Raw genomic sequence first — 20,791 nt, forward strand, 5'->3', positions numbered from 1 at the left:
GAGATGCGCGATTAAAAGATTTTCCAATACCTTTGGGAGATCGCAGCATGACCGTCTATTACGTGAATTCAGCAACAGGGTCCGACCACAATAGCGGAACCAGCGAGAGTTCAGCTTTTGCGACGTTATCTGCCGTCGAATCCTTGAGGCTGAACCCCGGCGACAGCGTGCTGCTTGCTGCCGGAAGCGTATTCAATGAACAGTTCGACCTGAAATATTCAGGCAGCATTACCGCTCCGATCACGATCGGCAGCTACGGTATCGGCGATGCGCCGGTCATTCACAGCAGCAATGATGGCATCCACGGTTCCAAGGCTTCGAATATCGTCATCGAGAATATCAAGATCGCCGATACCGGCGCCAATGCGATATATGCAGGGAATGTGTCGAACTGGACGGTGCGCAACGTCGAGGTGACCAATACGGGCCTTTCTGGAAAGCCCGGCTCGATCAGCTTCCAAAGCAGCCAAAACATCACGATTGAGAACAGCACCCTGACCGGCGTACATGCCGATGGCATTTGGATGGACAAGGTCAACGGTGTCACCCTGATCAACAATACCGTCACCAACAGCCAGGGTGCAGCAGCAGACGCCATCCAACTCAACAACAGCAGCAATATCCTGGTCAAGGACAATCATCTGGAGCAGACGGAGACCAACAGCGCCAAGGGTGTCCTTGTGCTGGTTCGGGCTGTAAATGCCGTGGTCGAGGGCAACACGCTGGTCGGAGGCGGCTTTGGGTTGAGTGCTCAGGCAGGCACGAACATCGCCATCCATGACAATGATATCTCGGGATACGGCGGTTATAGCTGGTCCTACGGCATCGGCCTTGGCGATCAGGGTGACGCCAAGAACTATGATATCAGCGGAAATTATGTACATGGTGGCGTGTATGGCGTCCTCGTCAGCGCCGCTGGCAATCCCAGCTATATCCGTGAGAACATCGATATCCATGACAATGTCTTTGACGACCTGTCTTCGTCAGCGCTGAAGGTTGACAGGCCTGCATCAGGGTCCTTCTATGACAATATCATCGACAGCTTGGTCTCGACGCTGACGATGCCGGCAGCAATTGCTGCTCAGAACACGTTCTCGATCGGCGAAAACAAAACGCTCGAACAAGCGCAGGCCGAACTCGACAGCGCCGCTGGCAGCACAAGCAGCGATACGTCATCGAACAATGAGCAGACGCCCGCAGTGCCCGTCGTCGAGCAGCATGTGGAAGCGCCGGCGCAGCCGCAGACAAGCACCCCGCCGGCTACGACCGAAACGCCTACCGCCACGGTGGCTGCGGCCGTCGTTCCGAAGATTGTCGCGGTCCATGACAGCCTGAAGATCTCGGCCGACACCGGCAGCGCCTATCACGGCAATCTCCTTGAGAACGACAGTGCCGTCAACGGGACCGTGCTGCTGCGGCGTTTCGGTGACAGCGCGGTGGACAAGCATGGCCTGACGCTGACCGGGAAATACGGCGTCATCCATGTCGACAGCGATGGCGACTATACCTATACGGTCGATGCCGCTAAACTCGCCGGCCTTAGCGGAAAAGTCAGCGAATCCTTCCAGTACAAGATTTCAGATGGTGCGTCGCACATCGATACGGACTCGTTGAGCGTTGGCATCAATGTGGACGCGTTCCATAGCAGCCAGGCTTCGCACCTGCTGGTCTGAGTCCCGCCAATGCCAGAGAGTGTCGGTCGTCTTCGGCCGGCCGACCGTTCCCGGCTTGAAGGCCCGATCATGAATTGATGTCGGGGGTCGGGACCGGGGAGCTAGTCGATGACAAAAGATTTCCGCCGTTCATCAGAAGAATAAACTATAGGTCGAATTTATAGTTAATAGCCTAGTAAACATCCGGTCTATGCGCGCGACACGTTCATCTTTCTGAGCCGTTATTGGGCGGTTTGCGATTTTCACTTGCTTCGGCCGGTGTATTTAGCGTAGCGTTAGGCTAGAATCCCTGAAATCGCTCGCTATAAATTGGAATATTTGGTCACTTTTCGGTTGGATTCATGCAATAAGCTATGGGCTTGCAAGCGGAGTTCGGCGCCGACGCCGGGATCCAAAGGCAGTCGTGTGATTGATCGGGCTTGATGGACCCGTAGCTGCGGTGCGCGCTCGCATATTTGCTTGTGTGCGATGCAGTAAGAGAGGGATTATTTCGTGTTTCAGAGTTCAGCAGCGGATGTCAACGAGCCGTCCAAAGCCTTGCGGAAATGCAAGGGAGGGCTTGTCTTCATTGGTATAGCAAGCGCGCTTGTCAACATCCTTTATCTTACAAGTTCGTTCTTTATGCTTGAGGTATATGACCGCGTCATACCCAGCAAAAGCATACCGACGCTGGCGGCTTTGGCAATACTTGCGCTCTTTCTCTACGCTTTTCAGGGGGCGTTCGAAGTCCTGCGCAGCAGGATGTTGGTGCGCGTTGCCGGCGCGCTCGACGAGATGACCAACGGACGTGTGTTCCGGGCGCTCATCAAGGCACCGTTGAAGGTCAAAATCGGCGGGGACGGGCTTCAGCCATTGCGCGATTTTGACCAGATCAGAACCTTCCTGTCCGGCATGGGCCCGACGGCGATGTTCGATCTGCCCTGGCTTCCGTTCTATATTGTGATCTGTTTCCTGTTCCATCCGGCGATCGGATATATCGCGATCGGCGGATCGCTGGTTCTCGCCATCCTGACGTTCATGACCAACCAGGGAACGCGCACGCTCTCAAAACAGCAATCCGAAGCCGCCAATATGCGCAATGCCTTTGCGCAGAGCTCGATCCGTAACTCGGAGGTCATTCATGCCATGGGCATGGCCGGCACCATGGGTGAAATCTGGGATCGCAAAAACGCGGAATATCGCAGCATCACCCGGCAAGCTTCGGATGTCGGCAACGGCTATGCGACGCTGTCGAAGATTTTCCGTATTGCCCTGCAATCGGGAACGCTGGCGACCGGCGCGATCCTGGTCATCCAGGGGCAGGCGTCCTCGGGCATTATCATTGCGGGTTCGATCCTGACGTCTCGGGCTCTGGCGCCTGTGGAAGCGGCGATCGGAAATTGGCGCGGTTTCGTTTCCGCCCAGCAGAGTTGGGCGCGGCTGTCGAACCTGTTGAAGACAATTCCGGAGATTCCGACTCCGCTTGCGCTTGCGGCTCCGACCAAGCAGGTCACGGTCGAGGGGGTGGCAAGCGGGCCGCCGGCGGGCCAGCGCCTCGTCATTTCCGATGTCAGCTTCGGCCTGAGGGCAGGAAGCGCGCTTGGGATCATCGGTTACAGCGCCTCGGGCAAGTCGTCCCTGGCTCGGGCGATGATGGGGATTTGGCCGACCGTCAGAGGATCCATTCGTCTCGATGGCGCAGCACTCGACCAATGGGATGGCGACGCACTTGGCCGGCATATCGGTTATCTCCCACAGGACGTGGAGCTTTTCTCAGGAACCGTCGCGCAGAATATCTGCCGTTTTGCGAAGGAAATGTCGCCTGAGGCGGTGGTAGCCGCGGCGCGGGCGGCGCGTGTTCACGATCTCATTCTTCGTCTGCCGAACGGTTATGAAACCGAGATCGGCGAAGGCGGTGCTGCGCTTTCCGCCGGCCAGAGGCAGCGTATCGCACTTGCAAGAGCCCTTTACGGTGAACCATTCCTCGTCGTGCTCGACGAACCCAACTCCAATCTCGACGAGGAAGGCGAGCGGGCGCTGAGTGCCGCGATCATGAGCGTGCGTGCACGCGGCGGCATCGTCGTCGTCATCGCGCATCGATCCGGCGTTCTGGCGGTGTGCGACTTCGTGCTGATGATGCAGGACGGCCGGATGATCGCATTCGGTCCCAAAGAGGAAGTTATGGCGCGGGTTAGCCGACCGGAAACGGCGCGCACGCCGATTGCCGAGCGCGTGGCTCAGCTCAAAGTCGTCGTCGACGGCATGAATGCGGCCGAATAGGCCGGAGGGAAGATTGTGACTAAGCTTATCAGTGAATCCAGGCGTTCTCTTAATCGCCATGTCGCGGTTGTCGGCGCATTGTCGATAGCCCTCGTTTGCGGCATTGGCGGTTGGGCGGCGACGACAGAGCTTTCGAGCGCAGTCATCGGCGAGGGCGTGGTTGTCGTCAACGGCGATGTCAAGAAAATCCAGCATCTGACTGGCGGCATCGTGTCGGAACTTCTGGTCTCCGAAAATGACCACGTGTCGGCCGGGCAGGTCCTGATACGGCTCGATGGAACGTCGACGAGAGCGAACCTTTCGATCGTCGAAAGCACGCTCGCCCAGCTCTATGCGCGCCGCGCCCGTCTGAAGGCGGAACGGATCGGTGCCGATTCGTTCGAGGTTCAGGAGAACATCAGCGATCTCACATCATCCGGCACAGCCGCGCAGGATCTTCTCGATGGCGAGCGGAAACTGTTCGACAGCCGCAGGTCGGCGCTTATCGGAATGAAGAGCCAGTTGGCGTCGCGCAAGGATCAGCTGGCCGAGCAGGTCAAAGGGTTGGTCGTTCAGATCAATGCCACCAACGATTCCCTGGGTTTGATCGAAGAGGAGCTCGAAGGAGTCGACACTCTCTACAAGAAGGGGCTCGTAACGCTTCAGCGTTTGAATCAGCTCAAGCGCGCGCGCGCCGATCTCCAGGGCAATAGTGGCCAGGAAATTGCCGCAAAGGCGGAAGCCGAAGGCAAGGCGATCGAGATCGATCGTCAGTCGATTCAGCTGGACGAGGATCGTCGTTCGGAGATCGCAAAGGATCTGACCGACGTCGAGGCGAAGATAGCCGAAAATGAAGAGCGCCGTGGGGCCGCGGTCGACCAACTCCGCCGTCTCGACATTACCGCGCCGCTGAGCGGGCGGGTTCACGAACTTTCGGTCCACACGGTCAATGGCGTCATCGATCCGGGCCAGACGCTGATGCTCGTCGTCCCTGAAAATGACGACCTTACGGTTGAGGCGAAAGTCGCTACTCGCGATATCGATCAGGTTCACGTCGGCCAATTCGTCGATGTGCGATTCAGCGCCTTTGATCAGCGCACGACGCCCGATGTGCGTGGCGAGATCACCTCCATTGCGCCTGATATCGTCAAGGATGAACGGACCGGCATCAGCTACTATCCTCTTCGCGTCAAGCCGGAGGCTGCGAGCATCGCGAAGCTGAAGTCAATAAAGCTCTATCCCGGCATGCCGGCTGAAGTCTTTATCAAGATCGGCGACAGGACGGTTATCTCCTATCTCACGAAGCCGCTGACCGATCAGATGCAGCACGTATTTCGTGAGGAGTGATTGGCGGTCGTATCGGATCGCCAAGAACGCCAACGTTTCAAAGTAGCCGTTGTCATCCGCTAAAGCGCGTCGCGAATCTTTCAGATTCGCGACGCGCTTTATGTTAATGCATGTCGATATCGTAACCGCTGCACAGTTCTGCGGAACATGCTCGAGGCTTGGGTTTGGTTATTTTGCCACGATCGAACAGGCATGAGCGGCCATTTCACGAATTTGTCTCAAGCCAGCTGCAGGGTCTCCCGATGATTGGTTTGCGGCTTTGGCGAACAGTGCGAATTCGGAGACGACGGGCTTCTGGGCTGGTTTTGCTTTTGGCTTGCCTCGGGATGTTTTCAATCACCAGGAACAGTTATGCCGAGGGTCTTGCGCCGTTGAAAATAGTGGCTTTCGGAACATCCTTGACGGCCCGCGGGGGATGGCAGCCCGCCTTGGAGGCCGAGCTTGCAGCCTGTCTGCGCCGGCCCGTGAAGGTCGACAGCGTTGCAAAGAGCGGCGAGACGTCGCTATGGGCTCTTACCCAAGTTGATCGCGTCGTTGCCGAGCAGCCGGATATCATCCTCATCGAGTTTTATGCCAATGATGCGGCATTGCAGCGGTTCGTGTCGCTCGCACAAAGCCGAAAGAATATCGGCGACATTCTCGACCAGCTTCGGCAGCGCCTGCCGCAAGCTCGGATCATCGTCATGGCGATGAATCCGTTTTCAGGATTACGTGGGCTGATCCGCCCCTTTGTGGATAGTTACATTTCGGTTCATCAGGCGGAGGCGCAAAAACGGGGTCTGGAGTTTGTCGACCACCGGCCCAACTGGCAGCGTCTTGCGCCGGATGACCTGGCCGCGGCGATTCCTGATGGCTCGCATCCTCTGCCCGACATCGCGTCCAGGATCATCGCGCCTGAACTTGTCAAACATATCGCTGGCAACAACTGCGGAGAATGAAAATTCCTCACTTGCCCGTCACCGTCGGTGACTGCAGCCGGGTTCAGGCCGTTGCGATATAGTTTTTCAGGTAGCTGACCAGCGAAGCCCGACCGGCTTCCGAGGGGTCTTCGTGAGACGGACTATCCAGGTCTTCGAGGAGATAGTTTCTGAGATCGTCATCGCTATGCGCGACGTAGATTCCCGGCCGGCCCGCAAGCTGGCTCACCGTGGCAAGCTGGTGATCGTTTCGGTGCTCGCCGAGAGCCGCTTTCCGGGGGACGAGAATGATCGGTTTCCCAAAACGCTTGGCCGTCAGAACGGTGCCGATCCCGGCATGAGAAACGATGATGGTTGCATCGCGAAAGACTCTGTCGAAGTCCTGCGGCTCGATATTCTTGATCCACTTCATGTTCTGTGGCGTGTAGCTGCCCCTGCCGATCTGTGCCAGAACCGGTTTGGACAAATCCTTTGCGAAGGTGTCGACAGCCTTGACGAGGCGATCGAATGGCAACTGCGTTCCGACGGTGACAAGGATCAAAGCACAGCTCCTGCGTAGTGGGGGCCATCCGGCCGTGAAAGATGCTGCCATTGCGTGAGCCAGAGTGTCGCAATATGGCCGGCCAATTTACCCGATAGGGAAAGCTTCTCGACATTGGCGACGCTGTCGATCCAGATCGTTCGCTTGCCTGTCAATTTGCCGGCTAGCAGGCAAAAAAGTCCGGGCGCGGCGCCAGTGGAGATGACGACGTCTGGCCTGTGCCGGAGGACGATCGAGAAGGCGCTGAAAAAGCACCGGATCGACATGGGAATCGAGTCGCGGCTGCAATCGGGAAGCACCAGACCGTCACGAATGTCGTATTTGGCAAGCAGCCCTGGGATGGTCGTTGCAAAGATGATATCGCAGCCCTCGAATGCGCTGCGCATCGCCATCAGCTGCTCCCAGTGGCCACCTCCTGACGAGGCTGCGAGAACCTTCAATTTTTTCTCAGTCATAGACAGGCATCTCCTATATTTGACCGATGATAAAAGCGAAAAAACCATTCCGTTCGAACAGCGGTGGTGTCACGATCGTTCAACGGAAGTGTACCATTTTTGGCCCGGTCGGTTGAAGCCTTGAAGTTGATAAACAGCCAATTAGGCATGACGTTTTCGTCTGAAACAGAATAACGGCCAAACTCGTCCGAGCGCGCCCCGCAAACGATATCAGTGAGCGGCATTGGGCCTATATTCCTGATATGCATGTCCGAGAATCCCGTTAACCATGCCCGCGCCGCGCAGAACATGGGTGAGGGCACGCATGCCCCAATAAGGTGAAATCAGGATCGCCGGCAGCATGACCAACCCAAGCACGACTCTCGTGGCGCCATAGGCCGCGCGGTAGATCCGGCGCTTCAGGTTGCCGTGCAGGACTTCGCTGACTGCGAAGGTATTGCCGAGCCGGTATTGTCTTTGCAACACCCATTTCCAGGTCATCCGGTTCGCAGGCACGATGTCGTAGACAAGTGCCTTGTCAGCCCAGAAAACCTGCATGCCCCGGCGGATGGCCTGGTTGAAGAAAAGGTAGTCCGTGCCCCCGGTAAAGCGCATCTTCTCTTCAAAACGCAGGTTCCATGAGCGGATCAGCGGATAGTCGAACATGACGTTGTTCGAGGCCGCATAGGAAATGCGTTGACCGTCGGTGTTCTTCTTGCGCTCGAACACCCTCGCCCTGATGAAATATTCCGGCGGGTTTTCGGGATAGACCGGTTGGACGGGACCGTAGACGCAATCTGCGCGGTTTTTCTCCCGGGTCTCCAGCATCGCGTCCAGCCAGCCGTCGACCGGCCATTCGTCATCATCGAGAAAGCAGAAGAGGTCGGTGCCGGGAGGCGCCGAATCCAGCGCGCGATTGCGCGCAAAGGGTATGCCCTGGTTCGGTTCCACGACATAGATCAGGTCGTAGGCGCCTGTCTGGCCAAAGCCCTCCACTGTCGCCTTTGCGCTGCCGGTCGCATCATTGTCGACGATCACCATGGTGAGATGATAGGGACGATCTGGATGCCTGACCTGGCGCGTCATCACGTCGAGCAGCTTGGCGATCCCGTCCAGGCGCCGATAGGTCAGCACGCCGACGGCGATCTTCAACGGCGAAACACCTGCCTGACCGGCGCCGACGGAAGAATGCGGGAAGGTTTCTTGCTGGTTCATGACCGTCCTCTCCGCAGCATATTTCCCAAGCGCTTGCGCGCGGCCATCAAGGCCACTTGGGTTGCGGCATCCTCGCCGAACGGACCGCCGGCCAGCGTGTTGCGCGCTTCGCTGCGAAGCTTCAGCAGCGAAGTCGTTTCGGCAATGCCGCCGGCGACCAGGCTCTTGCCGAGCGCCTGCAGCCCATCATAGCGACGCGCCAGTTCCAGCCCGGTCGCGATCATGATCTGCGGGCGTAGCGTTTTTGCCCTGCTTGTGCCCGTGTAGCGGTTCGACGCATGAATGCGCTGGAATGTCAGAGGCGTTTCGACGATGGCGCCGCGGCCGAGAAAGGCAGCGGCGAATTTGAGATAGTTGTCGCTGAGCACGACGCCATCTGCCGCGGACATCGGCAGGATCTGGCGCAGCAGGTCGCGGCGGAAGCTCAAGCCCGATGTCGGAACGGGAAGAGAGGGGAAGCCACCTTTGCCAAGCGTTGCCCGCTTGTCGAACAGCGTCACCTGCAGTTCTGCAGGAGGCTGGTCGCCTTCATTGGTCGTCACCCGGTCGAAGCACCAGTCGATCTCGTTGCGATCGTAGATCTCGGTGATCCGCGCGAGCTTGCCGGGCAAAAACGCATCGTCGGCATCGAGGAGAAAGATGATGTCGCCGCTTGCCGCCGCGAAGCCTGCATTGAAGCTCGAGGCCTGGCCGCCGTTTTCCTTCAATACGGTCCGGATCTGTTTCCCGTAGGAAGCAAGGATCTCGCGGGAATCGTCCGTCGACCCGTCGTCGACCACCACCACTTCGAAATCAGGGTAGCTCTGCGACAGAACGCTGTCGATGCATGGGCGCAAAAACTGCCCATAATTGAAATTGTTGATCAGCACCGAGAGTTTCAAATTATCGTCTCCTGGACCAATCGATCACCGCGCCAGCGTCTGGGGCGCGTATCTGCGAATTCCGGCGCGATAACCACGCATGTAGTAATATTTCCAGATGGCCCAGAAACGCTTCTTCGATTGCGGCAGGAGATAAAGCGTGGCTGCCCGACAAGCCCATTGCGCGCTTTCGACCCAGGTTTGCAGCGGAACGCCACTTAGCCTCATCCCTTCGGGAACCTCATCCGGGAAGAGTGCCGGCATGCCGTAGCCGAGCCGTTCGCCCCGTTTCTGTACCCAATCCTCGGTGACACTTGATGCCGGAATCCAGTGATGGACCACGGCTTCGGCGCATCGATAGGATTTGGCGCCATTTGCCGCCAGGCGAATGATGATCTCCGCATCTTCACCCATGGCGAACATCTTTCCGGGAAGAGGACCGATATCTTCCCGGTAGCGCACGCTCGTTCCAAGCAGATCCCGCCGAATGATCGTGTTCGGACCCCAGACTTTCGTCGGATCACACGGTCCGCTTTGCGTTTCGTCGACGATCGCGAAGGTGGATCCCATCGGAATCCAGTCGATAAAGCGGCCCTTCGGTTCTTTTTCCCAATCGGGGACGATACGGCCTCCGAAAACGCCGTAGGCCGGATGAGCGATGGCGCAATCAACGATCGCTTTCAGCCAGTTCGGTTCGGCGCGTATGTCGTCGTCCGTAAAGACAACGAGATCTCCCTTTACCCGATCCAAACCCAAATTCAGCGCGCCGGATTTCCCCGGCTTGCGCTGCTGCAGGATGGTGATTGGAAGCGTCTCGCTATACGATTTCAAAAGATCAAAGGTGCCGTCATTGCTGTTGTTGTCGACAGCAATCAATTCCCATCGGTCATGGGGAAGCTCCTGGCGCACCAAGGAATCCAACATGTGGCGCAGCCGCCGGCTGGCGCCATTGTAGGATGCAAAGAGCACGCTGACGAATAGATCCGACATCAGTTACCAACCCTCTTGGTGAAGTCGAAAGAGAAAAGCGTCATATTTTGACTGCCTGTGCGATGTTCGAACGGGACTGATTCCTTACGCGGGGTTTGACCGCGTCTTGCCGAAAAACTCGCGCCTATGACTTTCACCGAGTACCCTCAGCTTACGAAGATTGCGCAACCACCGCCGCGGTTTGGTCAGCACGCCGCGATTCAGGAAATACTGTCGTAGCAGGCTCGGTGCCTGGCTATGCGATCCGCCATGGGCAACCCGATAGACCGCCCCACGAAAGGGAAGCTTCGTGAGCGGCGCTCCGCGTTGGGCAAGGATGTTCGCAATGCGGACATGGCTGCCGAGCATCGACTTGATCCAGTCGAGCGAAGCATCCTCAAAGCGTTCCGGCAGTTCATAGAGATCGGCACGAATGATCAACGAGGTACCGCAGAGATGGCTGAAGTCGTCGTGGCCAAACAGGAAATTGCCGCCATCGTCCCAGATGTAACCGTGGTCGATCGTCCATCCGTTGGCGTCCCGATGATCGGATACGTGCTGAACGATCCTGGAGCTGACGAAGTCATCGTCATCGACAATCATGAAGAAGCGACTGTCGGTGGCGTTCAACATGCCACTGAGTACGCGACGGCCTTTGTCTGCCCGGAACGCATCAAGGAAGTCTTCCTTGCTGCCCTTTCCGAGCTCATGCAGGTCGTTCGGCGGAAAGGTGACGCGCACCGCGGAAAATTTCTCCGGCAAATCGGGCAAGTCGGCCCCTTCGTTTGCGACGATGATTCCGCGCCAATCTCCATTGGTCTGGTTGGAAATGGAGGTCACGGTCTGGCTGAGGTTCGCCTTCAGCCTGCTCCAATCACGGGCATTGTCCTGATGTCGGACCGGGATAATGAAGGTGACAAGTGGCATCGAATGACCCCCTTAAGCCCGCAAGCTCACAGCTTCTTTTTGATCGGCACGCCCCTTGGACGCCTGACCACGCGCCCACTCGATTCCGTCCTCGAGCGAGGTTGCCTTATATGAAAGGTCGGTTCCGCCGGAGAAAGCATTCATGAAGCGGCGGATCTTTCCATAGCTGTTATCAAGCACGGCATGCGGGCGACCGAGCAGCAGCGAGCAGATATGGACGTGCAGGCGATCGGTCACGATTGCACGGGCGCGCGAAATCTGACTGATGCCGCGCTCGAAGCGGTTGTGTGCCGCAGCATCCAACCTGCGCAAGGCAACTTCGCTCGGCTTCAATGCGAGATAAGCCGAAGCTACCCCCAACCTCTTGGCGATATCGACCTTCCGTTTCGACTCGGTAATCCAGTCTTCCACAGGAATATCGGAAGGAATCTCGCGATCGGTACCGCCCACCCGTTCCGCATCCTCGCGCAACATGGCGAGGACGGGGATCTGTGTCGCCCTTTCCGGCAGCGGGCCGATGGCAAAAGCCATATCGGGGCACAGTCGTACGGCGCAGTCGAAGTGTTTTTCGGAAAACTCCTTCGATTCCTCGTCGCGCACAAGCAGCACGAAATTCTTGTGGCGCCCGATTGCCCGTTTGGATTGCTCGATGCGTTCAGACGAGCTGTAGTGGATCGATTGCGGGAACTGGATGATCTGCCGATCCGGAAAACGCTCCATGATGGCTTCGCGAAAATCCTGGTGGGCAACCCAGATATCGCCGAAATTGCCGCCGCCGTGAATGAAGATCGGGCCGGTCGGTACCCGCCGTTTCAGTTCGTCGGCAGAGAAGTCGTACAGCCTGGAAACATAGTCCGGGCGCTTGCCGAAGCGATCCCTGAGATAGGCCATCTCACCCAGCCAGATTGCCGAGTCGCCGCAATTGCGGATGTCGGGAAAATCGAGAATCGCAAGCGGTTCGTCGCGCGAGACATAGTCCTTCAGGCAATCATGGATCATGCCATTGAGTTTTGCGATCAGCTCCGATCTGGATTGGCTGGTCATTCTGCCTCTCTTGTTTGTGTTCGTTTAGCTTCAGGCCGACTTGGCTACGGCAATACGTTTGGCTTTTGACAGGAACTTGACAAAGATACGCTGAACTTCGGTTTCCGGCCCGTTTGGCTTGTTCATCGCGAGCCAAAGGACAAAGCTGGAACCGATATAGATGATGCCGCCGGTGATGAGCAGAATGGCCAGATGAAGGGTCAAGCCCAGCTTATCAGTAGGCATGCTGAGGAAATGCGACAATCCTAGGACGCCGGCTGCCATCAAGGCAACGCTGGCAAGCGCGCGGAAGTTGGCGCCGAGCTGTTGGAAGAATGGCAGGTTGATCAAGCGCTTGACGAGAAGCATGTTGACCACGGTGGAAATCAGGCCCGTCAACACGCGCGCATAAACGACGCCGGGAAGCCCGGCCATCATGAGACCAGCGATGATGATGGGAACGCGAACCACCAGCATCTGCGTGTCGCGGATGAACAGCATCTTGGTATGGCCCTTTGCCATGCCCAGCGGCTGCACGAGCGAACCCAGGGTCTGCAGGGCGAAGACCGATGCGAGCGCCTGGACGATGAAGATCGCGGGAACCCACTTCTCTCCCAGGGCAAGCCGCATCATTGGATCGGCCACGACGGCCATGCCGATTCCCGCCGGAAGCGCCACCGCCGCCAAAAGCGCCTGGGCGCGCTGATAGGCCGCGATCAGGCGGACCGGGTCGTTGCGGACCTTCGAAAAGCCAGGGTAAATCGTCTGGTTCAACGGTGCCGTCGCCTCGCGCGTCGGCAGCGTCGACAGGGTGTTGCCGACCGTATAATGGCCAAGCTGCGTGGCGCCCAGCATCTTGCCGATCAGCAGATATTCGATGCGCCAGTTCAGCGTGTTGACGATCTGTCCGGCCGTCAGCCACACCGAGAACGAAAACAATTCGCGTGCATGACGGAAGGTGATGCGAGGCCAGAACGGCAGGACGGTATAGGAAACGATAATATTGGTCACCTGATAGGCGAGGGTGCCGATAACGAGCGCCCAATAGCTGTGATAGATGGCCGCGATTCCTACCGTGACGACAAATCCGACCAGCTTTTGCGAGACGTTGAGGACGAATTCCTGCCAGAAGATCAGGTCACGCTGGAGCATGACACGGCGCGGATTGGCTAGCCCGCTGAGCAGCAGGCTGAAACTCAAGGCAAGCATCACGCTCGTCAGCCGCGGCTCGTTATAGAATTCGGCGATCGGATAGGAGGCGGCGGCAAACAGCAGCGCCAATACCGCGCTTCTCGTCACGCTCAACGTCCACACCGCGCTGAAATGCGTTTCGCTTGGAGATTCGTGGCGGATAAGCGCCTGATTGAGCGAGAGTTCGGTGACCGAACTCAAGATGACCTGGATCGTCGTTGCAATGGCGACGAGACCAAAATCAGCCGGCACGAGATACCATGCGAGCACAAAGGTGCTGAGTGCCGAAAGTCCGTTGACGATGGCGCGGGACAGACTCAGCCACATGCTGCCCTGAATCAGGCGGTCGGTAACACTGCTCATGGGCGAACGGCTCCTGAGGTCAACAACATCGACCGTCCAAGCGGGCTGCACACCCATTCCGAGTGCGTCTCCCTCTTGCAGGAGCAAAGGGTGTTGATGGAGTTGGAAAGCATCATGCTTTGTTGCCTCGTCACGGGGTCTGCGACATTAAAGGGCGCTTGCCGTCTGCGTGGAAAAATCTTGCTTCAGCCGGCCCAGTTCGGCCAGCATTTTCTCGTGCGCTCTTACGATAGCCTCGTCGGAGCTGAGCTGTCCTGGCTTCGCGGCTACCCGCTGCAGCGTCTGGACGGTAGAGCCGAAGACATAGTTACCGGTCAGCTGCCGGATGCGGCGGTGGCGGAACGTGATGTTTTTCAACAGGTAGGTGTTCTTCCGCACCAGCGACGCTCCGGCTTCAACCAGGTTCGACGGGCCGATCGGATCGAAATCGATCTCCAGATCCAGCGCACTCGCCCAATCATACCATTTGGCGCGATTGCCGGGTGCGATCGGCCGGATCGCCCGCCAGGGAACGCGGAGCGCATCGGATATGATGCAGCCATGCATCGCCTCGGAGACGACCTTATGCGATGCGCTGATCTCGGTTAGAACCTTTTCCACCGACCAGCGGGGATCGATATAGTGGATGCCGGCGAGATCGCAGACTTTATCCCAGCTGCCGTACATGGCGCTTTCGTAGTGCGGCATGAAGGAGACGGGATAACGCTTCTCGATGCTTTTGGCATCCCAGCAGCTGCGCGTGAGGATGCCCGAATCGCCGATCGCGTAGCTTGGGTCGATGCCGAGGATTTCCGCGGTCTTCTTTCCGCGCACGAAATAGAACGTCCAGTTGCCGTCGACTTTCGGCGGGTTGGTATATCCGCCATAGCCTGAGCCGAAGACGATCTTCTGCATCTTCGGATCGAAATTGTCGTAGAGGATCGAGCCGATGCCGAGAAAGAGCTGGCTTTCGTCTTCGTCGAAGAAGCCGGGCAGCAGACGCTCCCAAAGCCAATGGTTCAGTTCGTCGCCAAAATTCTCGTGTTTCCCCCGGTAGGCAAACATCTTCATCGTGCTTCTCCAGTCGGCAAGTGCGTCACGATCTGCGAGACCGTGTCGTCTTCGCGGGCCATGCGTCCGTAACGCGAAATGATCTTGATGTCGCTGCGGATTATCTTGGCCGGGTTGCCCGCCACGAGCGAGCGCGGCGGAACGCTCTTGGTCACCACCGAGCCGGAGCCGATGACGCATTCGTCGCCGATCTCGACGCCGGGCAGAATGATGCTGCGGGCGCCGATGAAGCAGCGTTTGCCGATTCTCGTGTGAAGATAGAGCCCGCGTGTGAGATCGTGGGTCAGGATAGCCGCCTCAAAGGCGACATAGGTTTCCGCGCCGATATGCAATCCCTTCGGATTGGTCTTGTCGAACCGCACGCTCAACGAAAAGCTGGCCGTCGGATCGATGTCCATTCCCCAGAACTTCGTATAATAGAGCCATTTGGCCTTCACAAATCCGTTCCGCAGCGGGCGAAATACGTTCAGTCCCCACTTCGGCTTTTTTCCTGTCTGCACCATCAAGTCCGACCCCGGCTGGCAAATTCGTCTAGCACGGAACTGTAATAGTCCTCGAGCATCCCCGTCTGACGACGTAAGTCGAAGCGCTCGGCCACCAGAAGCGGTGCCCGCACGCTAAAGGCTGTCCACAAGGCCTGGTCGTTGAGCAGCCTTCCGACCGCCTCCGCCATTCCCGCGACATCCCGCTCCTCCACGAGATAACCAGTTTTCCCCTCTTCGATCGCTTCGCCCACGCCTCCCGAGCGAAATGCGACGACCGGAGTCCCGACGGCTTCCGCCTCGAGATTGGCGAGGCCGAAAGCTTCGGCGTGACCATTATCGAGGGTCACGCTTCCATGGAGATAAAGCTCCGCACTGGCGAGCAGATCCCTTATCTCAGTCTGCGACAGATTTTCATGGATCGTGACGCTTGGCAAGGAACGACGTGCCAGTGCTTCGATTTCCTCCTTCAACGGACCCTGGCCGACCATGACGAATTCGACCGGGGTACCGGCGGCAGCCACGCGCGAAAGCGCATCGATCATGAAACGATGGCCCTTGTAGTCGACGAAACGGGCAATGGAAACCACGAGCCCTTTTTTTCGCGGACGAGGCTCCATTTTGAAGAGGTCGAGGTCGATGCCGATATGATGGCGATAGACGCGCTCGGCGCGAAAGCCGAGCGCTAGCAGCCGGTCGCGGATGAAATCGGAAACGGCGATGTTCCAGCTGTTCCAGCCGGCCATCTCGCTTCGGCCTTTGGCGAAGAAGCGCACCTGATTGAAGCCGCCCGGCTTTTTCGGATCGCCGCCATAGGTGGCGTCGAAGCCGTGGAACGTCGTGACCAGCGGCTTGCCGGCGGCGCGCGCCAAGGGACCGATGACATAACCGTTCTTGCCGAAATGGGCGTGAACGAGATCGGCTTTGCCGATCGCAGGAAAGAGGAAGGGAAGGCCGATCTGCGGGATTTTCAGAAGCAGTTCACCGACTCGCGCAACGGGGGATCGACGGATGTCATGAACCGGAACAGTGGATTTTTTTGTATGGGCCGAAGAAATGCGCGAGCCGGCAAGAATTTCAGCTTCGAAAGAACGAAACGCTACTGCCTGGTTGAGAACAAATGCCTGGCTGGCAGGCAAAAATTTTTCCACATAAATAACGGCCTTTTTCATGAATCTGTTCGCGTCTCCGTTGTCTTGCGCATCACATTGCCTCTATTGCCCGCCGGATACCATCAATCGCACTTCTCGGCGCATTATTGTCGTCGTAAAGATTAACGCGCTTAGTGCAAGCCGCATTGGGATCGGCCCCCTTCTCATCGCGATCGGCATATTTTTCCGACATGCCCCATACTGTCACGCCTTTCAAGTCGCCATGCTCAGCCGCCACGGTGATTACGTCGCTGAAAATATCGGCGTAGGACGCCGGCGTGAAGCCTTTGTCGCGGTTCAGGAAGTGGCAGGAGGCATCGAGCTCGGTAATGAAAACGCCGATTCCCATCTCCTTCAGCGCCGCACAGAAGCGCCCCATTCCCTCCGGATCGATCCGGTCGAGGCCGGGGCGGAAATGCGCCTGCAGCCCGACCGCATTGATCGGCGTTTTCTTCGCGACGAGATCCTCGACGATTTTCAGGATCCGCGCGCGCTTCTGTTCGAACACGTCGGATTTTTTCTCCAGATGCGTTTCGTTGAGCACCAGCGTCGCGTCGGGATTGGCCTGGTGCGCCATGTCGAAACTCATGCGGATATATTCATCGCCAAGAAGGCGTCGGAAAACACAATCCCGCAGGTCCGGTGCATCATACTCCAACGGCTCGTTGACCACATCCCAAGCATCGATCGAGTTCTTATAGCGAGTGACAACCTGTTTTATGTGACGGTTCATGGTCGCCTGAATGGTCTTTGCATCCGTGATATCAGACACCCACTCCGGGACGCGATACCAGATCAGCGTATGTCCATAAACCCTCATGTTGTTTTTGCGTGCAAATGCAACCATACGGTCGGCGCTGCCGAAGCTGAAAACGCCGGGTCTCTTTTCCGTGGCATTCCACTTCAGCTCGTTTCGCGGCGTTATTGAATTGACGTTGTCGATGTAGATCTCGGAAGCGATTGGATCGTTGATGTTTTGCAGATCGATTGCCGATCCGAATCGGAACGACTTCCTGTCGGCAAGGGCGCGTAGCCCTGCAGCCGGAGGCACCTGTGCAAAGGCGTGGCCCGCCCTGGCATATAACAGAGCGAGCGGAACCGAGGCGAGGAAACGTCTTCTATTCATTCTATCTCTCACTGTTGGCTTTTTTCATGTCCGCGGTGGAAATTGAAGGGCCGGGCTCGTCGGCAATGATCCATCGCGGGGTTCGCGTTCAATTGAGTAGAGTAATGCAACCTCAAATATACTTTCGCCGCAGGGGATATTGTCAGTATCTGATAGACTTTTCAGGATGCTCCAAGATATGAATCTTTGCGGAGGGGCGCTCGTGATGGAAGATTGGTTTAGCTATCTGATGAGCTGTTTTCCTATGGCATTTCATAATGCCGTTTTTTTTATGGCGACTGCACGAAACGCTCTATCCCTTCTCGATGACTGGCAGTTCATAGCCCTTGCTCTCGGCGTCATCGGCATCATTTTCCTCCTCTCTGCAGCGCTCGTCAGAATGTCGTGGCGGCTGCGTCGGTCGGAGATCGTCATCCGCTCGCTGAACGAAGATCTTGCGCAAGTCACGCAGGATCTCAATGTCGAGCGTGTCTGGCGTCTGGCGGGTGGGGACAGCACCGAACGGCCGAGTGCGGACAGTTTGAAAGAGCTTTACAGGCTTCTGGCCAGACATCACGACGATGCAAGTTACATGGCGTGATCAGCGCTAATGCGGATGCTCACGGCTCTCTGCCGGCGCCTCGCGATCGGGTGGCGTGGAGACCGATTCCGGTTGCTCGCTGCCGATCTCGGCTGCGGGGTCTGGCGATGGAAGCCATATTTTGCTCGAAAAGTAATTTCTCGTTCTTTTCTGAGGTCCTGAAGTGGCATCCAACGACAGTGTAAAATTATAATTCCCGGGATTGAGCACCTCGCGGGTGAAGCTGATGCTCGCTCCGAAGCCGTCTTCCTTGATGTCCTTCAGATTCTTGATCGCGTCGAGCGTCTCGTGAAAATCGAGCCATTGTGGCTGCCGCAGCATGATTTGGAAGATTTGCAGAATGCCGGGATCGAGCTGGCCATTTTGATCCGTCTCGGGATTGATGATTTTCACGCGCATATTGTTGATCGTGCCAGCGGCGTCACCCCGAACGATCACAAAGATAGAGTTCGGGAGCTGGTCCTTCTGTCGCTTGCCGCTGTGCTCAAAAAAGCATTCGAACGTATCGGCGTTGAAGCTCGCCGCCGCCCAATCGCTGGTTTCTATACCGGCATCGCGCAGCGCCGCGCACATTGCGGCGCCGGATATCCGCCATGTCCGTAGAAAAGTCGACGCGGTCTGCGCCGCCGGTGGTTCGATGAGATGCACGGGAAGCGTGAAGGTGACAGGTGGTTTCGGGCGGGGAAGGGCTTTGGGCGGAGGCCTAACCTCAGGAGGAAAGAGATCGTAGCCAAAATAATGGCCGACCGTCTTCAAGTGTTTCATGTCGTTGGAAAGAAGCACCGTTCCCATGATTAGCGAGAGGGAAATCGTCAGCAGCAACCAGAAGACCACGGGAACCCGCGGTTTCCCCAACGGCTGTTTCGCATATGCGGACGACGAATTATCGGGCAAGCTTGTCTTCTCCGGCACGCGAGAAGGGTTTCGATCGGCTGTCTAAATCAAGCAGTATACATTCATCCGTTAAATATCTTTGGCTTCGTGTCGGCAATTGGGCACTTTAAGGGCCGGCATCAGGGGAGGGCTGCAGATTTCGGCAGGGACGCTTCAACACCGTCACACGCGACAATCTCCAATGCAGCCCTGCAATTGCAGGGATGGATACCAGGATGACCTCGAAGCGATTGTATCGTTTTGTTTTCTTGGCAACCCCACGGATTTTTAGCGTTATTTCGGATGTTGGGCGTTTATTTATGTATAACCTAGTTTAAGTAAATAATACTTACAATTGTTTTTGCCTATTCTGCGTTGTAAATTCCTTTATCGCGTATAGGTTTTGTTTTTTATTATAAAACTTTAGATTATAATTTGACTATTATTATTGTCTGTCGGTTGCTGGTCAGGTTTAATCAAATTTTCGACGTATTCCTGGATAGGGTCTGCCGCGCAATCGCCGAGGGGGAGGGGCATGTCCGTCGAGCTAGACGCAACCACCTATATTCACGCCAAGCCGACAACCGCGCATTCCTACATCTTGCCTTCCGTGCTCGACGTGCTCGAGAGCCATTTCGAAGGTTCTGCAGAAAACGACGTCTTTGATTTGGGATGTGGCACCGGCGGCGCAGCAGCGGCTCTTGCGCGACATGGGTATTATGTCGTCGGCGTCGATCCTTCCAGCGACGGCATCGCCAAGGCCAATGTCAATTATCCCGACCTGCCGTTGAATGTCGGCTCGGCCTATGGCGACCTTTCCAGGGAATATGGCACATTCAATGCCCTGATCAGCCTTGAGGTGGTGGAGCATGTCTACGATCCGAAGGCATTCATCTCGACGGTGTACGATCTCGTGAAGCCGGGCGGTATCGCAGTCATGTCGACGCCCTATCATGGTTACCTGAAGAATCTTGCCCTGGCTGCGCTGGGGAAAATGGACGACCATTTCATGCCGTTGAAGGAACATGGTCATATCAAGTTCTGGTCGAAAAGCACATTGAGCACGCTGCTGCTGGATGCCGGCTTCGACAATATTCGTTTTGAATATGTCGGAAGGATTCCTGTTTTCGCCAAGTCGATGATCGCCGTCGCTCAAAAACCTCTTTGGCGGCGGCGTCGCAGTGGCGCATCTCCCAGAGAGCATTCGTTCCCGCGAAATGGGCGATAGAGCGCAGCGCATATCCGCGCCAAGCGGCGCCCGCTGTAATAATCCACAGGTTGTTTTTTACTGTGTGTGATGCTGAAAAAAATCCTTACGAAATATTTACTTTTAGTTGCATTCTTGCTTAAACTCTCCATTATACAGCTGGCGTGCTGATAAAGCGGGAGACTTATTCACATGAAGGCTAAATCGCCGAATTCTATCGACGTCTATGTTGGCAATCGCGTGAGAGTTCGGCGAAAGACGCTCGGGATGACCCAGCACGGTTTGGCCGAACTTCTGGGCATTACCTTCCAGCAGATCCAGAAATACGAAAAGGGAACGAATAGAATCGGCGCCAGCCGTCTTCAGCGCATATCCGAGATTCTTCGCGTGCCCGTCGGCTTTTTCTTCGAGAACGGCGGCGCTGGACCGATCGAGGGCGAGACGAGCGAGTTGAACAAGTTTTTGTCCTCGAAGGAGGGGCTGGCGCTCAACAAGGCGTTCATCGCCATCGAGGACCCGAATATCCGGCAAAAGCTGGTAGCATTGGCCAAAAGCCTGGCGGTCGCGGGATTGACTGACATCGACGGTGAGTTGCAGGATCCGGTTGTGAACGGCTGAAGGTGC

21 protein-coding genes are annotated in these 20,791 nt (G+C 56.9%); 7 read left to right on the forward strand and 14 right to left on the reverse strand.

Annotated elements, in window-relative coordinates; genetic code table 11:
- Positions 1-47: 47 nt before the first annotated feature.
- From EEQ99_RS06235 to EEQ99_RS06250, 4 genes are all read left to right on the forward strand, one after another.
- Complete coding sequence (locus EEQ99_RS06235; RefSeq protein ID WP_063474429.1) at positions 48-1,673, forward strand: right-handed parallel beta-helix repeat-containing protein; 1,626 nt, start codon at positions 48-50, stop codon at positions 1,671-1,673.
- A 492-nt stretch (positions 1,674-2,165) separates the two neighbouring features.
- Positions 2,166-3,932 carry a type I secretion system permease/ATPase gene (locus EEQ99_RS06240; protein ID WP_025554630.1) on the forward strand — a complete coding sequence of 589 codons (1,767 nt, stop codon included), beginning with the start codon at positions 2,166-2,168 and terminating at the stop codon, positions 3,930-3,932.
- Positions 3,933-3,947: 15 nt separating this feature from the next.
- The gene (locus EEQ99_RS06245; protein WP_025554628.1) at positions 3,948-5,258 is read left to right on the forward strand and encodes an HlyD family type I secretion periplasmic adaptor subunit; all 1,311 of its coding nucleotides are present in this window, start codon (positions 3,948-3,950) and stop codon (positions 5,256-5,258) included.
- A 242-nt stretch (positions 5,259-5,500) separates the two neighbouring features.
- Entirely contained in the window at positions 5,501-6,196 is a 696-nt protein-coding gene (locus tag EEQ99_RS06250; RefSeq protein WP_063474430.1) for an SGNH/GDSL hydrolase family protein, read from the forward strand.
- 43 nt (positions 6,197-6,239) lie between these two features.
- On the opposite strand, the gene EEQ99_RS06255 is transcribed toward EEQ99_RS06250, so the two are convergent.
- The 13 genes from EEQ99_RS06255 to EEQ99_RS06315 form a co-directional block, all read right to left on the reverse strand.
- A complete protein-coding gene (locus EEQ99_RS06255) occupies positions 6,240-6,716 on the reverse strand; it encodes a glycosyltransferase (protein ID WP_025554624.1) in 477 nt (158 codons plus the stop codon).
- On the reverse strand, positions 6,713-7,171 hold the full coding sequence (locus EEQ99_RS06260; protein WP_025554622.1) for a glucuronosyltransferase: 459 nt from the start codon (positions 7,169-7,171) through the stop codon (positions 6,713-6,715). Before EEQ99_RS06260 ends, EEQ99_RS06255 begins: the two co-directional genes overlap by 4 nt.
- Positions 7,168-7,395, reverse strand: a complete 228-nt coding sequence (locus EEQ99_RS06265; RefSeq protein ID WP_125853694.1) for a hypothetical protein — start codon at positions 7,393-7,395, stop codon at positions 7,168-7,170. Before EEQ99_RS06265 ends, EEQ99_RS06260 begins: the two co-directional genes overlap by 4 nt.
- A complete protein-coding gene (locus tag EEQ99_RS06270; RefSeq protein ID WP_028758143.1) occupies positions 7,382-8,365 on the reverse strand; it encodes a glycosyltransferase family 2 protein in 984 nt (327 codons plus the stop codon). The genes EEQ99_RS06265 and EEQ99_RS06270 overlap by 14 nt, the downstream gene beginning before the upstream one ends.
- A complete protein-coding gene (locus EEQ99_RS06275; protein WP_063474431.1) occupies positions 8,362-9,246 on the reverse strand; it encodes a glycosyltransferase family 2 protein in 885 nt (294 codons plus the stop codon). Before EEQ99_RS06275 ends, EEQ99_RS06270 begins: the two co-directional genes overlap by 4 nt.
- 24 nt (positions 9,247-9,270) lie before the next feature.
- The gene (locus tag EEQ99_RS06280; RefSeq protein ID WP_028758141.1) at positions 9,271-10,215 is read right to left on the reverse strand and encodes a glycosyltransferase family 2 protein; all 945 of its coding nucleotides are present in this window, start codon (positions 10,213-10,215) and stop codon (positions 9,271-9,273) included.
- A gap of 84 nt (positions 10,216-10,299) precedes the next feature.
- The gene (locus tag EEQ99_RS06285) at positions 10,300-11,121 is read right to left on the reverse strand and encodes a galactosyl transferase (protein ID WP_028758140.1); all 822 of its coding nucleotides are present in this window, start codon (positions 11,119-11,121) and stop codon (positions 10,300-10,302) included.
- A 12-nt stretch (positions 11,122-11,133) separates the two neighbouring features.
- Entirely contained in the window at positions 11,134-12,165 is a 1,032-nt protein-coding gene (locus EEQ99_RS06290) for a polysaccharide pyruvyl transferase family protein (RefSeq protein WP_063474432.1), read from the reverse strand.
- A 30-nt stretch (positions 12,166-12,195) separates the two neighbouring features.
- Positions 12,196-13,698, reverse strand: coding sequence for a lipopolysaccharide biosynthesis protein (locus EEQ99_RS06295; protein ID WP_028758138.1), 1,503 nt, complete (start codon positions 13,696-13,698; stop codon positions 12,196-12,198).
- 147 nt (positions 13,699-13,845) lie between these two features.
- Positions 13,846-14,748: an exopolysaccharide glucosyl ketal-pyruvate-transferase gene (pssM, locus tag EEQ99_RS06300; RefSeq protein WP_063474433.1), complete on the reverse strand. Its 903-nt coding sequence runs from the start codon at positions 14,746-14,748 to the stop codon at positions 13,846-13,848.
- Positions 14,745-15,251 carry an acyltransferase gene (locus tag EEQ99_RS06305; protein ID WP_047611515.1) on the reverse strand — a complete coding sequence of 169 codons (507 nt, stop codon included), beginning with the start codon at positions 15,249-15,251 and terminating at the stop codon, positions 14,745-14,747. The genes pssM and EEQ99_RS06305 overlap by 4 nt, the downstream gene beginning before the upstream one ends.
- Entirely contained in the window at positions 15,251-16,402 is a 1,152-nt protein-coding gene (locus tag EEQ99_RS06310; protein WP_063474434.1) for a glycosyltransferase, read from the reverse strand. Before EEQ99_RS06310 ends, EEQ99_RS06305 begins: the two co-directional genes overlap by 1 nt.
- Before the next feature lie 31 nt (positions 16,403-16,433).
- Positions 16,434-17,507: an endo-1,4-beta-xylanase gene (locus EEQ99_RS06315; protein WP_047611512.1), complete on the reverse strand. Its 1,074-nt coding sequence runs from the start codon at positions 17,505-17,507 to the stop codon at positions 16,434-16,436.
- A gap of 205 nt (positions 17,508-17,712) precedes the next feature.
- On the opposite strand from EEQ99_RS06315, the gene EEQ99_RS06320 reads away from it, so the two are divergent.
- The gene (locus EEQ99_RS06320; RefSeq protein WP_244604782.1) at positions 17,713-18,087 is read left to right on the forward strand and encodes a hypothetical protein; all 375 of its coding nucleotides are present in this window, start codon (positions 17,713-17,715) and stop codon (positions 18,085-18,087) included.
- A 6-nt stretch (positions 18,088-18,093) separates the two neighbouring features.
- Here the strand turns inward: EEQ99_RS06320 and EEQ99_RS06325 are convergent, their stop codons facing one another.
- Complete coding sequence (locus tag EEQ99_RS06325; RefSeq protein ID WP_063474436.1) at positions 18,094-18,981, reverse strand: DUF6030 family protein; 888 nt, start codon at positions 18,979-18,981, stop codon at positions 18,094-18,096.
- Positions 18,982-19,495: 514 nt separating this feature from the next.
- On the opposite strand from EEQ99_RS06325, the gene EEQ99_RS06330 reads away from it, so the two are divergent.
- The gene (locus EEQ99_RS06330) at positions 19,496-20,188 is read left to right on the forward strand and encodes a class I SAM-dependent methyltransferase (protein WP_244604783.1); all 693 of its coding nucleotides are present in this window, start codon (positions 19,496-19,498) and stop codon (positions 20,186-20,188) included.
- 171 nt (positions 20,189-20,359) lie between these two features.
- Entirely contained in the window at positions 20,360-20,785 is a 426-nt protein-coding gene (locus EEQ99_RS06335) for a helix-turn-helix domain-containing protein (protein ID WP_028758131.1), read from the forward strand.
- Positions 20,786-20,791: the final 6 nt, after the last annotated feature.

Origin of the sequence: Rhizobium anhuiense, from assembly GCF_003985145.1 — a bacterium.
GTDB lineage: Bacteria > Pseudomonadota > Alphaproteobacteria > Rhizobiales > Rhizobiaceae > Rhizobium > Rhizobium anhuiense.